Annotated in this window: 17 protein-coding genes and 1 pseudogene; 1 reads left to right on the top strand and 17 read right to left on the bottom strand. The window is 63.2% G+C overall.

Features of this window, described 5'->3' with window-relative positions; genetic code table 11:
- Positions 1-66 precede the first annotated feature (66 nt).
- The 14 genes and pseudogenes from OKW52_RS20970 to OKW52_RS20910 all read right to left on the bottom strand — a co-directional run bounded on the left by OKW52_RS20970 (position 67) and on the right by OKW52_RS20910 (position 12,826).
- Positions 67-1,389: an ATPase gene (locus OKW52_RS20970; RefSeq protein ID WP_264507432.1), complete on the bottom strand. Its 1,323-nt coding sequence runs from the start codon at positions 1,387-1,389 to the stop codon at positions 67-69.
- Positions 1,390-1,411: 22 nt separating this feature from the next.
- Positions 1,412-1,909, bottom strand: coding sequence for an A24 family peptidase (locus OKW52_RS20965; RefSeq protein WP_264507431.1), 498 nt, complete (start codon positions 1,907-1,909; stop codon positions 1,412-1,414).
- Between the two features lie 9 nt (positions 1,910-1,918).
- On the bottom strand, positions 1,919-2,761 hold the full coding sequence (locus OKW52_RS20960; protein ID WP_264507430.1) for a tetratricopeptide repeat protein: 843 nt from the start codon (positions 2,759-2,761) through the stop codon (positions 1,919-1,921).
- Between the two features lie 27 nt (positions 2,762-2,788).
- Positions 2,789-3,340: a tetratricopeptide repeat protein gene (locus tag OKW52_RS20955; protein ID WP_264507429.1), complete on the bottom strand. Its 552-nt coding sequence runs from the start codon at positions 3,338-3,340 to the stop codon at positions 2,789-2,791.
- Positions 3,337-3,741: a type II secretion system F family protein gene (locus OKW52_RS23265; protein WP_319800491.1), complete on the bottom strand. Its 405-nt coding sequence runs from the start codon at positions 3,739-3,741 to the stop codon at positions 3,337-3,339. Before OKW52_RS23265 ends, OKW52_RS20955 begins: the two co-directional genes overlap by 4 nt.
- A complete protein-coding gene (locus tag OKW52_RS20950; protein WP_319800490.1) occupies positions 3,677-4,312 on the bottom strand; it encodes a hypothetical protein in 636 nt (211 codons plus the stop codon). The genes OKW52_RS23265 and OKW52_RS20950 overlap by 65 nt, the downstream gene beginning before the upstream one ends.
- A 12-nt stretch (positions 4,313-4,324) precedes the next feature.
- Positions 4,325-5,293, bottom strand: a complete 969-nt coding sequence (locus OKW52_RS20945; RefSeq protein ID WP_264507428.1) for a type II secretion system F family protein — start codon at positions 5,291-5,293, stop codon at positions 4,325-4,327.
- Between the two features lie 6 nt (positions 5,294-5,299).
- Entirely contained in the window at positions 5,300-6,730 is a 1,431-nt protein-coding gene (locus tag OKW52_RS20940) for a CpaF family protein (RefSeq protein ID WP_264507427.1), read from the bottom strand.
- Positions 6,731-6,804: 74 nt separating this feature from the next.
- Positions 6,805-8,047 (bottom strand): annotated as a pseudogene (locus tag OKW52_RS20935) (AAA family ATPase).
- Between the two features lie 232 nt (positions 8,048-8,279).
- Positions 8,280-8,828: an OmpA family protein gene (locus OKW52_RS20930; RefSeq protein WP_264507426.1), complete on the bottom strand. Its 549-nt coding sequence runs from the start codon at positions 8,826-8,828 to the stop codon at positions 8,280-8,282.
- 98 nt (positions 8,829-8,926) lie between these two features.
- Positions 8,927-10,339, bottom strand: a complete 1,413-nt coding sequence (locus OKW52_RS20925; RefSeq protein ID WP_264507425.1) for a type II and III secretion system protein family protein — start codon at positions 10,337-10,339, stop codon at positions 8,927-8,929.
- Between the two features lie 212 nt (positions 10,340-10,551).
- Positions 10,552-11,388: a Flp pilus assembly protein CpaB gene (gene cpaB / locus OKW52_RS20920; protein WP_264507424.1), complete on the bottom strand. Its 837-nt coding sequence runs from the start codon at positions 11,386-11,388 to the stop codon at positions 10,552-10,554.
- Positions 11,389-12,030: 642 nt separating this feature from the next.
- A complete protein-coding gene (locus OKW52_RS20915; RefSeq protein WP_127105349.1) occupies positions 12,031-12,243 on the bottom strand; it encodes a hypothetical protein in 213 nt (70 codons plus the stop codon).
- Between the two features lie 370 nt (positions 12,244-12,613).
- Positions 12,614-12,826 (bottom strand): hypothetical protein, encoded by a 213-nt coding sequence (locus OKW52_RS20910; RefSeq protein ID WP_264507423.1) that lies wholly within the window; start codon positions 12,824-12,826, stop codon positions 12,614-12,616.
- Between the two features lie 462 nt (positions 12,827-13,288).
- On the opposite strand from OKW52_RS20910, the gene OKW52_RS20905 reads away from it, so the two are divergent.
- The gene (locus OKW52_RS20905; protein WP_264507422.1) at positions 13,289-14,149 is read left to right on the top strand and encodes a lytic transglycosylase domain-containing protein; all 861 of its coding nucleotides are present in this window, start codon (positions 13,289-13,291) and stop codon (positions 14,147-14,149) included.
- 9 nt (positions 14,150-14,158) lie between these two features.
- On the opposite strand, the gene arsC is transcribed toward OKW52_RS20905, so the two are convergent.
- The 3 genes from arsC to OKW52_RS20890 are packed head-to-tail and all read right to left on the bottom strand — an operon-like array spanning position 14,159 to position 15,866.
- Positions 14,159-14,485, bottom strand: coding sequence for an arsenate reductase (glutaredoxin) (arsC, locus tag OKW52_RS20900; RefSeq protein WP_264507421.1), 327 nt, complete (start codon positions 14,483-14,485; stop codon positions 14,159-14,161).
- Positions 14,476-15,528 carry a quinone-dependent dihydroorotate dehydrogenase gene (locus OKW52_RS20895; RefSeq protein WP_264507420.1) on the bottom strand — a complete coding sequence of 351 codons (1,053 nt, stop codon included), beginning with the start codon at positions 15,526-15,528 and terminating at the stop codon, positions 14,476-14,478. Before OKW52_RS20895 ends, arsC begins: the two co-directional genes overlap by 10 nt.
- The gene (locus OKW52_RS20890; RefSeq protein ID WP_264507419.1) at positions 15,528-15,866 is read right to left on the bottom strand and encodes a DUF952 domain-containing protein; all 339 of its coding nucleotides are present in this window, start codon (positions 15,864-15,866) and stop codon (positions 15,528-15,530) included. Before OKW52_RS20890 ends, OKW52_RS20895 begins: the two co-directional genes overlap by 1 nt.
- Positions 15,867-16,042 lie beyond the last annotated feature (176 nt).

The following is a 16,042-nucleotide window of genomic DNA, read 5'->3' as shown; positions in this document are numbered from 1 at the left end:
GCCAGCAAAGCGCGAAGCGGGGCGCAGGCCAACACCCCGCAGAAGGATCGTTACGTCACGCGCGGCTTAGCGGACGATTTCCTCATCCTTGACGAACATGTTCGACCAGGCGCGGTCGATCAGTTCGGGCGACATGTGATAGGGGCGCCCCTCGTAGTCACAAATCGCGATCATCTGGTCGATCAGGAACACCGGCTGGTAGTTCGCATAGACGTTGTCGATGGTGGGATACTTGGTCTGCAACAGGTGGATCAGCGCGTCTTCGTTCAGCGGAATACGCCGCTTGCGGGCGACCAGCGCAAAGATCTTGAGAAAGTCGGCCTGGTTCGGCCCGTCGATCTTGATCTTGAAAAAGATCCGGCGCAGCGCGGCCGTATCGAAGATCGTATTGGGATGAAAGTTGGTGGAGAAAATGACCAGCGTGTCAAACGGCACGATGAACTTCTCGCCGGAAATGAGCGTGAGAATGTCATAGTTCATCTCAAGCGGGACGATCCAGCGGTTGACCAGCGCCTGCGGCGGCTCTTCTTGCCGGCCAAGGTCGTCGACGATGAACACGCCCCCCATCGCCTTGAACTGCAGCGGGGCCTGATAGGTGCGCGAGGCGGCATTGTATTTCAGCTCGAGCATATCGAGCCGCAGTTCGCCGCCGGTAATCACGGTCGGGCGCTCGCACAGTTGATAGCGCGGGTCATGGCGCTGGCCGTGCAGCCGCAGCGAGGTTCCGGTGCTGGCGTTGTTGGGGGCGACCTTGCGGTGGACGATGGGGTCATAGACCGCGATCACCTGACCGGAATGCACGACGGCACTGGGCACGTAGATGGTGTCGCCCAAGGCATCACGGATCCCGTTCGAGATCGACGATTTTCCATTGCCCGGCGGGCCATACATCAGGATCGAGCGCCCCGATGTCACAGCGGGGCCCAGATCGCCCAGCAGCCCTTCTGGCAGGATCAGATCGCCCATGGCGGCGGTCAGTTGCTCGCGGGTGATCTTGACCTTGCGGATCGACTGGCGGCGCACCTGTTCGCCATAGCTCTCAAGCGGGACGGGCATCGCGCCGTAGTATTCCGAGATCGCCAGTGCCTGCTGGGCGCGCTGGCGTCCGGCGTCGGTCAGCTGATAGCCCATCTCGGTCGAGGTGGCGGTCGCCTGCAAGGTGCCCATCGCCTCGACCAGACGTTCGGCGCGGGCGGTGTCGATCAGCTGTTGGGTCTGGGCAAAGGACAGGCAAATGATCCGCGAGACATCCGACACATGGGTCAGCGACATGCGGAACATGGTCTTGAGCAGGATGTCGCCCATCAGGGTAAGCGGCAGGCCCGTCTCCTCCAGCGTCGCGGGCGGCGGCGGCGGGGGGATGCGGGACAGGGCGGGTGCGTCGTTCATGGGCGGGCCTCAGATCGCGGCGTCAGCTTCCATGCATGCTCGCCAAAGCCAGATAAAAGATTAACGCGGGCCCCAAAGCCAGCCCATAGGGAAATTCGCGGCGCTCCCAGCTGGCCCAGTCGGGCGTGGCGCGGCGGATGGCCGGGATCACCCGCATCACACGGTGGACGATCAGCGCGGCGATGCTGACAGCGCAGAGCAGCACCAGAAAGCTGCGCACATCGCCGAGGGCGATAAAGGGCGCCATCGCGGCGGCGAATTTGGCGTCACCGGCGCCGAACCAGCCGGTCAGGCTGAGCACGAAACCGATCACCAGAACAACGACCAGATGCAGCCAGGACCACGCCCAGTCAACGAAAGGCAGGGTCAGCGCGCCGACCACGGCATAGACGGCGACAAGCGCCAGCACGGCCAGATTGGGAATACGCATCGCTTTGAGGTCGCTCCAGGCGACATACAGGGCGACGGGCGTTGAGAAAATCAGCAGCCAGAGCGCGGCCGGGGCAGATTGCGTGAGCATGCGCCCCCCTTATTGCAGCGCGGCGAGGGCGTTTGCCGCGGCCTCGAAATGCTGCGGATGGGTTGCGATCGCGTCTTGCAGCAGCGCGCGCCCGGTCTGGACGTCGCCCTGCCGGATCGCGGCCAGCGCCATGGTGTGCAGCAACTCGGCGCGTTCGGTCTGTGTCATCTCGATCAGCGGCAGTTCATAATTGCGCTGGGCGGCGCGGGCCAGAACGAGGTTGTTCTTGGCGGTGAACAGGCTGCCATCCTGACGCAGCGCGTCGGTGAACAGGCGTTCCGCGCCGCGATAATCGCCGCGCGTCAGCTTGGAAAAGCCCCAGTTGTTCAGCACGCCCGCCGGCGTCGGCGTCAGGCCGGCGGCGATTTCATAGAAGCTGTCGGCGCGGTCCCATTGCTGGCGGCTGTCGGCGACCATGGCCTCAAGCCGGTAGCGGCCATAGGTTTCATGGGTGGGCGGGACGCTGTTGAGCATCGCCTCGGCCTGCGGCCATTGGTTGGCGCGGATATAGGCCTCGGCGGTGTCGATGCGGTCATCGAGGGTAGCCTCGGGGTGTTCGAGCACCTGCTGCCAAACCGGGATAGAGGCTTCGGCCTGACCGGCGCGCATCAGCGACTTGCCCAAGCCCCGGCGAAAGATCACCCGGTCGGGGAATTGCTGCGACTGTGCGGTGAAATAATCGACGGCCTCGCGCGGATCAGAGACGGCGAGCATCATCTCGGCCATGTTTTCCTGATCAATCGCGGCCACACTGTCGATGGCGCGGGCCGTTTGGGCATGCATCGACTCGCCACAGGCGCCCAGCAGGCTGAGGCCCGCAAGGCACAATGGTGCTATCCACACCTTGCGCATGATCTGTCCTTCTTCACTGCTCGATGCTCAGGGCGTGGCGAGGAGGAGGAAGCGTCCATTCCCGCGTCTGACCAGAGCGAAATTATTATTGTTATTTTCGTCAGTATAGCTTGAATTTTCGAGATTTGCGAGAGCAAGCCGCAGGTTCTGACGGATTTCTTCAGAGCGACCCGAGTCCAGCGCAAAGGCCGTGCGGAACAAATGCGCCGCCTGTCCCCAGTCCGCCCGCTCGACCATGACGACGCCCAGATTGTTGATGGCTGGAACAAACTCGGGGTCGAATTCGATGGCGCGGCGGAACATCTGGTCGGCCTGACCCAGACGCCCCAGATGCAGGTTCGCCGACCCGATGGCGGACAACGCGTCCACCGTCGGCCCCTGTTCGCCCATTGAGCGGTAATAGGCCCTGAGCGCCAGTTCGTATTCGCCCCCCTCCATTAGCCGGTGGCCGACGATCAGCCCGTCAACGTCCTCGGCCGCGCTTGCGGCGCGGCCGGGCAGACCATCGGGCGAAAAGCCGCCGCTGGATTGGCAGGCGGACAGCGCAACCAGCGCCGCCAGCCCGAAGATTTTTATCATAAACCGAAATCAGCCGTCGCAAGCATGGTAATGACCCCGTGGACCGACGGGCCGATCAGGATGATCAGCAACGGCGGCACCGTGAACATCATTGTGCCCAGTGTCAGCTTCGTCGGCAAGACGTTGGCTTTCTCTTCGGCCAGCATCACACGCTTGTCACGCATTTCAGCCGCATAGACCCGCAGCGCATCGGCGACCGAGGTGCCATAGGTCGCCGATTGCACCAGCACCGTCACGAACGAGCGGATATCGGCGTTGCCGCAGCGGATGCCCATGTCCTTGAGCACCTCAAGCCGGTCCTTGCCCGCCTTCACCTCATGCGAGACGGTGTCGAATTCATCGGCCAGCGCAGGGTAGCCTGCGCGCAGTTCCTTGGCGACGCGGGCGATGGACTGGTCCATGGATTGCCCGGCTTCGGTGCAGATCAGCAGCATGTCCAGCGAGATCGGGAAAGCCACGGGTGATCTGTTCCTGCCGCTCTTGCTGGCGTTTGTTCACCCAGTAGATCGGCGCGTAATAGCCCAGCAGGGTGGGGACCAGCACCGGCATTGCCGTGGCAAAGACCGAGGCACCCTCATTGGGGGGGAACACCAGAATATAGACCAGACCGATCAGCAGCCCGCCCATGCCCATGATCAGCTTGGCGGCGTGAAAATCGCGCACGGCGTTACGGCCCAGATAGCCAGCCTGAATCATCTTCAGCTTGGCATCACCCATTTCGGATTCGTCGGTCGGTTCCAGAAAGGATTTGTACCGCTCAAGCCGTTTGTTCAGCGCTGTCTCGTCGCTGGAGGCCCGGCGCGACAGGGTGGTGCGGTCGGTGCCGGGTCCGCGGCGCGACTGCTCTTTGAGCTTGGCCAGCGGGTCCGGCTTTGAATCGCCACGGCCCATCAGCATCAGCAGAACCAGCGTCACACCCCCGGCCACGCAGAGCGCGATGATGACAGGCAGGGACAGCAGATTGGCACTCATCTTGGTAACCCTTTACACCTGAATGTTGACCATCTTGCGCATGTACAGGACGTTGATGACCAGAAAGGCCAGCACCACCAGCGCGGTCGGGATGAACAAGGCGGTTTCCTTGACCTCATCGTAGTAGTCGGGCTTGATCACGCTGATCATGATCATAGCCCCGATGGGGAAGGCCGACAGGAACATGCCGGACCATTTCGCCTCGGCGGTGATGGCGCGGACGCGGCGGAACAGCTTGAATCGAGCGCGCACGACCTTGGACAGACCATCGAGGATTTCGGCCAGATTGCCGCCCGATTGCGCCTGAATGGTCACCGACACAGCCAGAAACCGCAGATCCTGCATGTCCATCCGTTCGGCAAAGGCCAGCAACGCCTCGCCCATGTCGCGGCCATAGGCGGCTTCGTCGGCAATCAGGCCCAGTTCGGTGCCCAGCGGATCGGGGATTTCCTTGGCGGCAGCGGCCAGCGCGTGCACGAAGGGGTGGCCGACGCGAAGACCGCGCACGATCAGGTCGATGGCGTCCGGCAGCTGTTCTTCAATCAGCCCAAAGCGCTTCTTCGCCTTGCCCGAGACCCAGAACCACACGCCGCCGATCCCCATCGCCGCCCCGACACCGGCACGCACCGCCACCGGCGCGCCGGTGAACAGCGACAAGGCCAGAAAGGCGACGGTCGACACCAGAATCATGATCAGGATCAGCATCAGCGGCGAAAAGGCGATCTTGCCCTTTTCGGCCTTTTCCGCGAGCAGCGAATAAAAGGGGATCGCTGTCGATTTCGAGTGCTGGTTCGCTTCCTTGCGCAGCCGGTCGATGACCTCGGCCCGGTTGGTGTTGGCGTCCAGCATCTCAAGCCGTCGATTCATCCGGCTGCCCAAACGGATCGAGCGGCCAAAGACCATGAGATAGATCGCCTCGACCAGCATCAGAATGCCGGCGAAGATCGCGATATAGATGATTAAGATTGGTGAGATGGTCATCTCAGATCACCCCTTTTGCGCCTGAGCGACGTCATACAGGCTGGAGGGCAGGTCATAGCCCCAGCGGCGGAAGCGGTCGGCGTAATGCGAGCGCAGCCCGCAGCCGGTGAAATGGCCCAGGATCTTGCCATCCGGCTCCAGCCCCGTGCGTTCAAAGCGGAACACTTCCTGCATGGTGATGATGTCGCCTTCCATGCCGGTCACCTCGGTGATCGACACCATCCGGCGCGAACCGTCCTGCAGGCGCGAGGCCTGCACGATCAGGTTGACGGCGCTGGCGATCTGGCTGCGCACAGCTTTGAGCGGCATCTCGATCCCGGCCATGGCGACCATGTTTTCCAGACGGCTGATGCCGTCGCGGGCCGAGTTGGCGTGGATCGTGGTCATCGAGCCGTCGTGGCCGGTGTTCATGGCCTGCAGCATGTCGATCACTTCCTCGCCGCGCGTTTCGCCGACGATGATGCGATCAGGCCGCATCCGCAGCGCGTTGCGCAGGCAATCGCGCTGGGTCACCGCGCCCTTGCCCTCAACGTTGGGCGGGCGCGATTCCATGCGGCCGACGTGGACCTGTTGCAGCTGAAGTTCGGCGGTATCTTCAATGGTCAGGATGCGTTCGGCGTTGTCGATAAAGGACGAAAGCGCGTTCAGCGTGGTGGTCTTCCCTGAACCCGTCCCGCCTGAGACGATCACGTTGAGGCGCGTGGCAACCGCCGCTTCGAGATACATCGCCATCTCTTCGGAAAAAGCGCCGAAATTCACCAGATCATTGATGCCCAGCTTTTCCTTCTTGAATTTACGGATGGATACCAGCGACCCATCCACCGCCACCGGCGGCACCATCGCGTTGAAGCGCGAGCCATCGGCCAGACGGGCGTCGACATAGGGGTTCGATTCGTCGACGCGGCGGCCCACGGCGGACACGATCTTGTCGATGATGCGCAGCAGGTGACGCTCATCCTTGAAGGTCACATCGGTCAGTTGCAGCTTGCCATCGCGTTCGATGAACACGCGATTGGGGCCGTTCACCAGAATATCGTTGACCGTATCGTCCTTGAGCAGCGGTTCCAGCGGACCAAGGCCGCGGACCTCAAAGTAGAGATCCTGATTCAGTGACAGACGCTCTTCGCTGGTCAGGGCAAAGTTGATCTCGCTCAGCGCCTCAGCCGAAATGGCGGCGATCTCGGCGCGCAATTCCGCTTCGGACGCGGTGTCCAGCGCCGCCAGATTCAGGTTGTCCAGAAGCCGGGTGTGCAGCTCGGACTTTACCTCAAGAATGCGCTGCTTGCGGCGGCGGTCCTTGTCGTTGGTGGCAGGCTGCGCCGCGATGGACGCGGCGGCCGAGCCCTTGAAGCTGGGCCGGGGCGCCGTGGGGCGCGGCAGTGGTTTCAGTTCAGGCGCGGTCGACGCCGAGACCTGGGCAATGCCATGAACCGGCACAGCCCGCGAGATCGGGCGCAGCGGCCCCCGTGGTCGTGGTATCCTTGCGATAGCGCGAAAACATGTCACCCTCCTCAGGCGGCGGCGCGGCTTTCGTCGCGGTTTGATGCAGCGATGCTGGCGGCGAGCTTGCGAATTTCCTTGAGCAGCGGATTCTTCGGCGAGATTTCAGCCAGCGGCAGCCCATGGTCGTTGGCATGGGTGACTTGCGTCGTGCCATCGGGAAGCATCAGTTCAAATTCGATATCCAGACTTTCGGCCATGCGCTTGGCGCGGGCCTTGCCGGAAAGGTCGGTAAACTTCGGCGCGCGGTTCAGCACATAGCGCAGCTTTGACAGCGGCAGATCCTCGGCCTTCAGGGCGCGGATCAGACGCAGGGCGTTCTGCGCCGAGCGCATGTCCAGCTCCATCGTGGTGAAGTACGAGATCCGCCTCGTTCAGGACGGTTTCGGTCCATTGCACGACCGTGCCGGGCATATCCACGATCACCACGTCAAAGTTTGCGCGTGCCATGGTCAACACCCGCTCGATATCGTCGGGGGTGATCAGATCCAGCGGCAGCATGTCGGCGGCAGCGGTCAGCACCTTCAGCTTGTCGTTGAAGGTTTGCAGCGTGTTCATGAAAAAGTCACGGTCCATCACGGCCGTGTTTGACAGCAATTCGTAAACTTTCTCGGTCCGCGCGAGGTCAAGATAGGTCGCAATCGAGCCAGTTTGCAGGTCGAAATCCAGCAGGCAGACCGAAGGCGCGGATTTGCCGGAATTGGCGATCTCCCAAGCGAGGTTCACGGCAAAGGTTGTCGCGCCCGAACCACCGGCCAGCGGCTGCACGGCATAGACCGACCCCATGGTCTGGTTGGCCATCGGCTGAAGACGCGACTGCGGCGAGATGTTGGCGACGTCAATCGCCGGCTGGCGCAGGCGTTTGATGGCATCATGCAGCGCCCCTTCGGGCAGCGGGTAGGGGACGAAATCGCTGGCCCCCAGCCGCAGCAGCCGGTGCAGGGCGGTCGGGCCCAGTTCTTCGGCGATGAGCAGGACGCGGATGTTGAGCGTGTTGGCGCGCAGGATCACCGTTTCGACCATCGAAAGGTTCGCTTCATCGTCGTCGTCCAGCGCGATGGCGATAAATTCCAACGATCTGGCTTCGCTTTGGTCGAGGTATTTCAACGCGCTGGGAAAGGTCAGATCGCCCCAGCTTTCGCCCAGTTCCATTTCCATATCCTCGATCAGCAGATCGAAGTTCTGCACGTCCCGAGAGACGGTGCAGGCCCGGATCGGGGCCATGTGCTTGCTGCTGGTCGTTGCGCTCGACATGTTCATTGTCCTCCGGGGCCCGCGGTTCACAGGCGAATGGTACTCTGGCGGTCACACAGGCACCCGCAAACACAGGCGGGCCCCGAGACCTCAATCTCGTTGGTAATCTTGGCAATAATGGGGCTAAAAAACCGTAATTGTCGGGCTGATGGTCACCAAAGCAAACGCCCTGCCACCGGTGACGGGGCAGGGCGCTGCGCGGGGTGCCAGACTTGGGTTCCGGCAGGAGATATCAGGGGATAGCAGGGTCGCGCGTGGCGCTTTGCACATATTCGCGGTGGACGATCAGCGCATATTCACCGTTCAGGATCAACGGATGATCCTGCACAAAGCCCGAAACCTGCGTGACCGCGCGGCGGTTCTGACGCTCGCGGTTTTGTGTCGGGATCAGCGGCTGCGTTTCGCCGTTCGAGGCGACGGCCTCGACCCGGCTGCGACTCACCCCGTTGCGGATCAGGAACGCGACAACAGCGCGCGCCCGGCGCAGGCCAAGACCGCGGTTATAGGCTTCAGAGCCGACCAGATCGGTATTGCCAAAGACGCGGAAGCGCACTTCGGGGAACTGCCGGATCCACGCTGCCTGCCGCCGCAGGGTCACCTGCGCCTCGCCGTCCAACTGCGCGCTGTCGAAGGCGAAATTCACGGTGCTGGGCACTTCGCGCTCGAACCGCTCGGCCAGATCGACGGCATAGTCCAGCTGCCCGGTCATGATCAGCAGGTTATGCGCTGTCGGGTTGCCAAAGGCCCCTTCATCGACATTGCTGCCCACTTCCGAGGTCAAAGATCCGCTGCTGCAAGCCGTCAGCGCCGTCCCGCCAAGCGCCAGCAACAGGCTGCGGCGTGACAGGGAGAGGGGGCTTGGGTCAGATGTTTCATCGCTTACTCCATCACATAGCCATAGCCGCCACGGAAATCCTGCCGCGACACTTCCGAGGCACCACCGCTGCCACCGGTCAACTGACCGTTCAGGAACAGTTGCCCCTGGTTGGGCAGGCGCACGCGGTCGGTCGGCAACAGCAGGGCCTCGCCCCGGGTCGGCGTGACCAGATGCGCGGTGACGAAGATCATCAGCTCGCTCTGGTTGCGTTGGTAGTCGGCGCTGCGGAACAGAGCGCCCAGCACGGGGATATCCCCCAGCCACGGCACCTGCGCGGTGTTGCCCTGAAAGTCATCCTGCAACAGCCCGGCAATGGCAAAGCTCTGCCCGTCGCGCAACTCGACCGTGGTCGAGGTCTGGCGGCGGCTGAAACCCGGGATGGTCACGCCATTGGTTGTCGTCGACGCCGCGCTGTCGAGGCTGGACACCGAGGCATCCATGGTCAGGTTGATCACGTCGCCATCGACAACGCGCGGCGTGAAGGTCAGCTCGACGCCAAAGGGGCGGTAGTCGACGGTCACGGTGCCGGATGCGCCGACCACCGGCACGGGAACTTCGCCGCCGGCCAGGAAATGCGCTTCTTGACCCGACAGGGCGGTCAGGCTGGGTTCCGACAAGGTGCGGGCCAGGCCGTTGGTTTCCATCGCTTCCAGCATGACCTGAAACTGCACGGCGCCAATGTTGAAACCGCCGGAGATAAAGCCTCGAGGTTCCGAATTCGCCCCGACGGCAATCGGACTGCCACCCAGAACGGAATTCGCCAAGGCTGGCGTATTGACCCTGCCACTGCCCAGCACGGTGCCGCCCTGACCAATCGCCAGACTGGCGGCAAGGTTCTGCGCCGCGCCGCGCTGCACTTCGGAAAAGCGTACGCGCAGCATGACTTGCTGGGTGCCGCCGACGCTCATCAGGTTCGACACGCGGCCCGGTGCATAGCGTTCGGCAAGCTGCATCGCGGCGTCCAGCCGGGCGCCCGAGGACACAACGCCCGACATGACAATGCCATCGTTTGCGGTGCGGACTTCGATCGGCTCGGCGGGCAGGATCTGCCGCAGCCGCTCGCGGAATTCGGCGACATCGGGGGTGACCTGCACTTCGACATTGGCGATCAGCTGGCCATTGGCCCCCAGAATCGTCAGCGTGGTGCGGCCGGGCGCCTTGCCCAGCACATAGATCGACCGGTCCGATAGTGTCGAGATATCGGCGATGCCGGGATTGGCAATCGACAATTCGACAAACGGCGTGTCGCTTTCAACGACGACCGCCCGGTTCATCGCGACGGCAAGCGTCTCTCCCCTGCCACCCGAGGTGACGCGAAGGGCCTGTGCGAATGCCGCCTGAGTCGTAAATGGGAAGTGCCCCAGCCCGGTCAGGGCCAGCGCCACCGCAAACGCGATGCTGCTCTTTCTGGTCATGTGACCCTGCCTCTTGATCACGAATGGTGGGTCATCTGACGGACCCCCTTGGCGCAAGAATGCTTGAATCCTGTTTTTATTGCAAGTTTCAATTGTTTGCGGCGTCTTTTTCGTGTGATTTCAGAAAACTGTCCGCAAGGTTTGGCGTCAAAAACACCAAAACCCCCAGATTTGGGGGGCGGGTGTGGCGCTTTGGTCGCAAGGGCGTCGCGTCAGTTGGTGCAGGGGATCTCGATCATCACGACATCCGAACCGCGGCGCGTGCGGACCGAACAGCGCTGCTGTTCGAGCACGACCTGGGCTTCCTGACCCAGCAGGCTGCGGGCATCGACCTGGAACTGGTCCACCGGGGTGGTGTCATCCAGACCGACCAGCGACAGCGACAGGCGGCCGGTTGACTGGCCTTGCGCCATCGTCGCGATGATTTCCGGTTCTGCCTCGATGGTGACCGAGCGCGGGATGCCGTTGAAGCTGCGATCCTGATCGCCGTTCTCATCCAGCGCGATGATCCGCACGCCGCTGGCGAGCAGGCGCGTAACCTCACCCTGATCGGAACCGCGACCGGTCCAGTAGATGTCGATGGCATCCGAGGGCCGCAGGGTGCCCGAAATGCCGCTGTTCTGGTCAACCCGGATGGTAAAGGCGCGCATGCCCGGTGTCAGCATGGCCGTGATGCCGGCGGGCTGGCCGGGTTCGCTGACCTTGACGGCCAGCAATGGCTCCATCGGTTCCATGGCGCGCAGGGCGACGCGGGGGCGGGTAGGGTCGGGGATCGCGTCTTCCATCCGCTGCAGCGCGCCCGGAGGCACGGCGTCGGCGGGCCATTGAATGGCGCGCACGGCTGCTTCCGTGATCGGCTCGCCATAGCGCAGCGGGCGGGTGGTAACCATCACAGTGACAGTCGGGGTGCTAGGGGCCTGCGCTGCGCCGCGCGCTTGCGCGGCCACAAGGGCCTGCTGCGTTTGCGCCACATAGCTTTGCGCCATGTAGACGCCGAACCCCGCCAGAGCGAGTCCGATTCCAAGGATTGCGATCTGTACACCACGCATGGTTTGCTCCTGTACGCCAGCCGATACCACGTAGACCGCGGTCCCGGTCTCTTTGCACATGTTGCCAGTGTGTTTGGTGATCTGGGCAACACCGTGTCCGGAAACGGAAACAGTCCGGAAAAGTCGATAAAAGTTTCAAGAGCCGCCGGGCGGCCCTGTCGGGGTGGTTAGCCCAATGGTTCCGCGATCATCGCGTCCGGGCCCTGGGCACCGTCGTTGACGGGCGCGGGGCTATTTGGGAATGTCATGAGACTCTCCAGACGCAGGATGGAAACAAGGGCTCGTGCCGCGATGGTGAGCGCCAGTTGGGTGGGTGTTTGGCGGCGCTCAGTGTCGGCACAATGCTTGTGACCTGACTTCGCGGTGCTTGCGTGCGCTTCGGGCGGCAAAAATAAGGCAATCAGGAGGCTATTGTGTGGATTGGTGCCGTTTTAGGGATGGTAAGCCTTTTCGTCGGATTATTGTCCAAGCTTTCTCACAATATGCTCGAGAGGGTTCGCATTCGTGACAGGTCTTTGACCCAATCTGCCGGGGCTTCGCGTCTATCCGGCGCATGTGACCGCAATTAGGCAGCGCTGGCGGCGCAATAGAAAAACGGCCGCTCCCAGGAACGGCCGTTTTTAACAGGTTGCTGGCAGAGGATTACTGGCTGACGCCCAGCGTGCCCAGCGAGGCAACCGAAGCCGAGCCCAGCTGATCGGAGATCTCCGTGGCCAGCGAGCCAACGCCGGTACGCACCGAGGTCACAACGGCCAGACCCAGGCCGACGATGGCGGCGGTCAGGACAACCCAATCGACGGTGACGGCACCGGATTCGTTGGCGGCAAAGGCTTTGATTTTGTTCAGGACGGTCATGGCAGACTCCAGGATTAAAGCAACAAGGGTGATGCAGGGGTCGACGTGCCGTTCAGGAGTTCGGGTTGTTGAGGGGTTTTGACCGCTCTCCGTTTCGACAAGGCCGTTATCGCGGCGCAACGGGGCGGCAAAAGGGGCGTAAAGTGTCAGAAGAAAGGCAATGTTGGTCCATTAATGTGAATTGTTAGTGTTATGGAAACGACAGTGGATTGTGGCGATTATTGACCCTGAACAGACTGTTTGACTGCGGTTGGTCATCTGGTTCAGGCGGGGTGTGCGACTCAAGTCCTTTGTGTTCGGCGCGGGGGATAAAATGCAAAATGGCCGCTCCAATGGAGCGGCCATTTTTCATTCGGCGGTGGGGTGGTTGTTACTGGCTGACGCCCAGCGTACCCAGCGAGGCAACCGAGGCCGAGCTCAGCGAGTTCGAGATGTCGGTCGCGAGCGAACCAACGCCGGTACGCACCGACGAGATGACGGCCAGGCCCAGGCCGACGATCGCGGCGGTCAGAACGACCCAATCAACGGTGACGGCACCGGATTCGTTGGCGGCAAAGGTTTTGATTTTGTTCAGGAAGGTCATGCGTTTCTCCGGGGTTCAAACTTCGTTGTCAACGTGTCGGACCGGAGCGCGGGAGGTTGAGGGTTTTTGACCGCTCACCGTTTCGACAAGGCTGTTATCGGGGCGCAACGCGGCGGCAAAATGGGTCAAATGCAACGGAAGTAAGGCATTCTGGGTGCTTTCTTGTGACTTGATGCGTCTATGGAAACCTTGTGGAGCTATCGGGCGCTTTAGGTCATTTTTGGCAACGAACGCCTTTGCGACGACTCAGGGGATGGGCGTTGCCCGACGTGTCCGGGCGCGCGAGTCGCCGGGATGCGAAGCCGTTTCCGCGCGGGCGGCATCCGTTGGACCCGAGCACAATCACCTCTGGCCACCATGATCTTGCGCTTTAAGGTGCGAACCGGCGCTTGAGCAGCAAAGATTTGCGAAACCAGCGGTTTTCTGGCACCGTGATCACAACAAGACCAAGAAACCGGGGCCATGCCGAGCAGCTTGCCCATTTTCCCTGCGCGATGTGCGGCGGCCCTGACCGGGGCGCTCTGCTTTGTCGTGGCCAGCGCGGCCGTGGCTGATGACTTTACCTTTCGCCGTATCGGGGTCGCGCCGCCGTCGGACGGGCCGCGCATTACCGTGCAGGTCGATCCCGAAGAGCAGGCGCGCCGCCTCGCACCGCCTGCGCCGGTGGCCCCGCTGATCGCGCGTGCCGCGCAGCCGCTGCCGGCGGCGGGACCGGATGGCGCAAGGTTTGCGTGGTTCTGGGAGAGCGTCTCGCCCAATCTCGATCAGGGCGAGGGGCGTTTTCTGACCGCGATGGCTGCGCTGCGCGATGCGCCCGAGGACGCGCGGGTGCCCGAGCCCAGCGTGCAGCATCTGCAGGACATCGCGGCGGCCCATAGCGCGCCGATCCTGCTGGCGACGGTGGGCACCCGCGTGTCACCGGCGCTGGCACTGGCAGTGATCTCGGTGGAATCGGCGGGGCGGGTCGGGGCGATCAGCCACGCGGGCGCGCAGGGGTTGATGCAGTTGATCCCGGCAACGGCGGCGCGGTTCGGGGTCGAGGATGCCAACGACCCGGCGCAGAATATCCGTGGCGGGGTGGCCTATCTCGACTGGTTGCTGGGTGAGTTTGGGGGCGATGTGGTGCTGGCGCTGGCCGGGTATAACGCGGGCGAGGGGGCGGTGCGCCGCAACGGCGGGGTGCCACCCTTCGCCGAGACCCGCGATTACGTGCCGCGCGTGCTGGCGGCGTGGCAGATCGCGCGCGGGCTGTGTGCGACGGTGCCTGAACTGCCGACGGATGGTTGCGTGTTCGCGATCCGGGCGGTGCGGACGGCCGGATGATTCCGGGGGTCAGAGGATCTGATCGATGGCTTCGGTCGGTCGGCCAATGACCGCCTTGTCGCCATTGCGGATCACCGGGCGCTCGATCAGCGCGCTGTTGGCGGCCATGGCGGCGATGATGGCATCCTCGGATTCCGATTTCAGCGCCGCGCCGTCTTTGCGCAGGAGATCGGCGGCCGGCAGCCCCAGAGCCGCAAGCATCGAGCGGATCTCTGCGGCGCTGGGCGGCGCATTGAGGTACAGACGGATCTCGGGCGTCAGCCCTTGGTCTTGCAAATAAGCCAGCGCCTGACGCGATTTCGAGCAGCGCGGGTTGTGCCAGATTTCTAGAGCCATGCGTCTCTTCCGGTGCCGACAGCCTCGGCCACGCTTGCGAACCCGTCGCGTTCAAGCAGCGCGTCGAGTCCGCGCAGGATCTGCCCGATCATCGAGAAGCCGCCATAGACCAGCGCCGAATACATCTGCACCGCGCTCGCCCCGGCGCGGATCTTGGCATAGGCGGTTTCAGCTGAATCGACACCACCAACGCCGATCAGCGGCAGGCGGCCTTCGGTAAGCGCCGAGAGTTGGGCCAGAACGCGCGTGGACTTTTCGAACAGGGGCGCGCCGGACAGCCCGCCCATCTCGCCCTTTTGGGCACTTTTCAGACCATCGCGCCCCAACGTGGTGTTGGTGGCGATGATCGCGTCCAGACCGGAGTCCAGCGCCACACCGGCAATGTCTGACAGTTCCTGCGCGGTCAGATCCGGCGCAATCTTCAGGAACACCGGAAGGCGGCGTTCCAGCGCGTCACGCTCGGCCATGACACCGGCCAGCAGACCGCGCAGGGCATCGGCGCCCTGCAGATCACGCAGTTTCTCGGTGTTGGGGGACGACACATTGACCGTCGCGAAATCGACGAAGGGGCCACAGAGGCGCAGGACGCTGGCGAAATCGGCGGCGCGGTCGGCGCTGTCCTTGTTCGCGCCAAGGTTCAGGCCAACAATCGGCCCCGCCGTGCGACGCATGAGGCGGGCGGCGATGGCCTCGGCGCCTTCGTTGTTGAAGCCGAAGCGGTTGATCACCGCGCGGTCCTCGGACAGCCGGAACAGGCGGGGGCGGGGATTACCGGGTTGCGGGCGGGGCGTGGCCGCGCCGACCTCGACAAAGCCGAAGCCCGAGCGTGCCAGCGGGGCCAAGGCCACGGCGTTCTTGTCAAAGCCCGCAGCCAGACCCAGCGGGTTGGGCAGTTCCAGCCCCGCCACGACCGTACGCAGGCGATCCGAGGTGATCTGCCCGGGCAGCGGCACCAGCCCGGCGTTCAGCGCCTTGAGTGACACACCATGCCCGGTTTCCGGGTCGATGCGGTGCAGCGCCCACAGGCCGAGCTGTTCGATCATCAGATCACCCCTTCGGGGAAGATATGCCCGGCAGCGCCCAGCGGCAGGGATTTGTCCCAGACCACATCGGCGCGCACCATCGCGCGGTAGAGATGCGGGAACAGCGCCCCGCCACGGGACGGCTCCCACTTGAGCGCAGGGCCCAGCGTGTCGGTTTCGATCGCCAGCAGCACCAGATCGCTTTCTCCGGCGAAATGCTTGGCGACGGTTTCGACAACCTGCTGGGCGGTGGACATATGGATATAGCCGTCGGCCAGATCGACCGGCGCGCCTTCGGTGCGACCGGCGGCGGCAAAGGCATCCCATTCGGAGCGGCGAAAGATCTTGTACACGAGCATGCGATGCTCTTGCCCAAAGCGCGGCCTCTGGTCAATGGGGCAGCACGGGGTGCGTGTGGCGCGGGCACTGTCATGCGCACGTCGCCTTCCCTTGGGAAAGCCTGTGACGTGACCTTTGACTCTGCGCCCAAGGCGGGCAATCTTTGACCTTCGGGAAAAATTCCAACAGGGGAACT

The sequence above is a fragment of the Pararhodobacter zhoushanensis genome, assembly GCF_025949695.1.
GTDB classification, from domain to species: Bacteria; Pseudomonadota; Alphaproteobacteria; order Rhodobacterales; family Rhodobacteraceae; genus Pararhodobacter; species Pararhodobacter zhoushanensis_A.
The sequence above is the reverse complement of the archived record's forward strand: the minus strand, read 5'-3'. Positions and strand labels throughout refer to the sequence as shown.

Excerpts from the sequence above, each read along its gene's own strand:
- OKW52_RS20970 (WP_264507432.1), bottom strand. The coding sequence starts at position 1,389 with ATGAACGACGCACCCGCCCTGTCCCGCATCCCCCCGCCGCCGCCGCCC.
- OKW52_RS20965 (WP_264507431.1), bottom strand. The coding sequence starts at position 1,909 with ATGCTCACGCAATCTGCCCCGGCCGCGCTCTGGCTGCTGATTTTCTCA.
- OKW52_RS20960 (WP_264507430.1), bottom strand. The coding sequence starts at position 2,761 with ATGCGCAAGGTGTGGATAGCACCATTGTGCCTTGCGGGCCTCAGCCTG.
- OKW52_RS20955 (WP_264507429.1), bottom strand. The coding sequence starts at position 3,340 with ATGATAAAAATCTTCGGGCTGGCGGCGCTGGTTGCGCTGTCCGCCTGC.
- OKW52_RS23265 (WP_319800491.1), bottom strand. The coding sequence starts at position 3,741 with ATGGACCAGTCCATCGCCCGCGTCGCCAAGGAACTGCGCGCAGGCTAC.
- OKW52_RS20950 (WP_319800490.1), bottom strand. The coding sequence starts at position 4,312 with ATGAGTGCCAATCTGCTGTCCCTGCCTGTCATCATCGCGCTCTGCGTG.
- OKW52_RS20945 (WP_264507428.1), bottom strand. The coding sequence starts at position 5,293 with ATGACCATCTCACCAATCTTAATCATCTATATCGCGATCTTCGCCGGC.
- OKW52_RS20925 (WP_264507425.1), bottom strand. The coding sequence starts at position 10,339 with ATGACCAGAAAGAGCAGCATCGCGTTTGCGGTGGCGCTGGCCCTGACC.
- cpaB (WP_264507424.1), bottom strand. The coding sequence starts at position 11,388 with ATGCGTGGTGTACAGATCGCAATCCTTGGAATCGGACTCGCTCTGGCG.
- OKW52_RS20915 (WP_127105349.1), bottom strand. The coding sequence starts at position 12,243 with ATGACCGTCCTGAACAAAATCAAAGCCTTTGCCGCCAACGAATCCGGT.
- OKW52_RS20910 (WP_264507423.1), bottom strand. The coding sequence starts at position 12,826 with ATGACCTTCCTGAACAAAATCAAAACCTTTGCCGCCAACGAATCCGGT.
- OKW52_RS20905 (WP_264507422.1), top strand. The coding sequence starts at position 13,289 with ATGCCGAGCAGCTTGCCCATTTTCCCTGCGCGATGTGCGGCGGCCCTG.
- arsC (WP_264507421.1), bottom strand. The coding sequence starts at position 14,485 with ATGGCTCTAGAAATCTGGCACAACCCGCGCTGCTCGAAATCGCGTCAG.
- OKW52_RS20895 (WP_264507420.1), bottom strand. The coding sequence starts at position 15,528 with ATGATCGAACAGCTCGGCCTGTGGGCGCTGCACCGCATCGACCCGGAA.
- OKW52_RS20890 (WP_264507419.1), bottom strand. The coding sequence starts at position 15,866 with ATGCTCGTGTACAAGATCTTTCGCCGCTCCGAATGGGATGCCTTTGCC.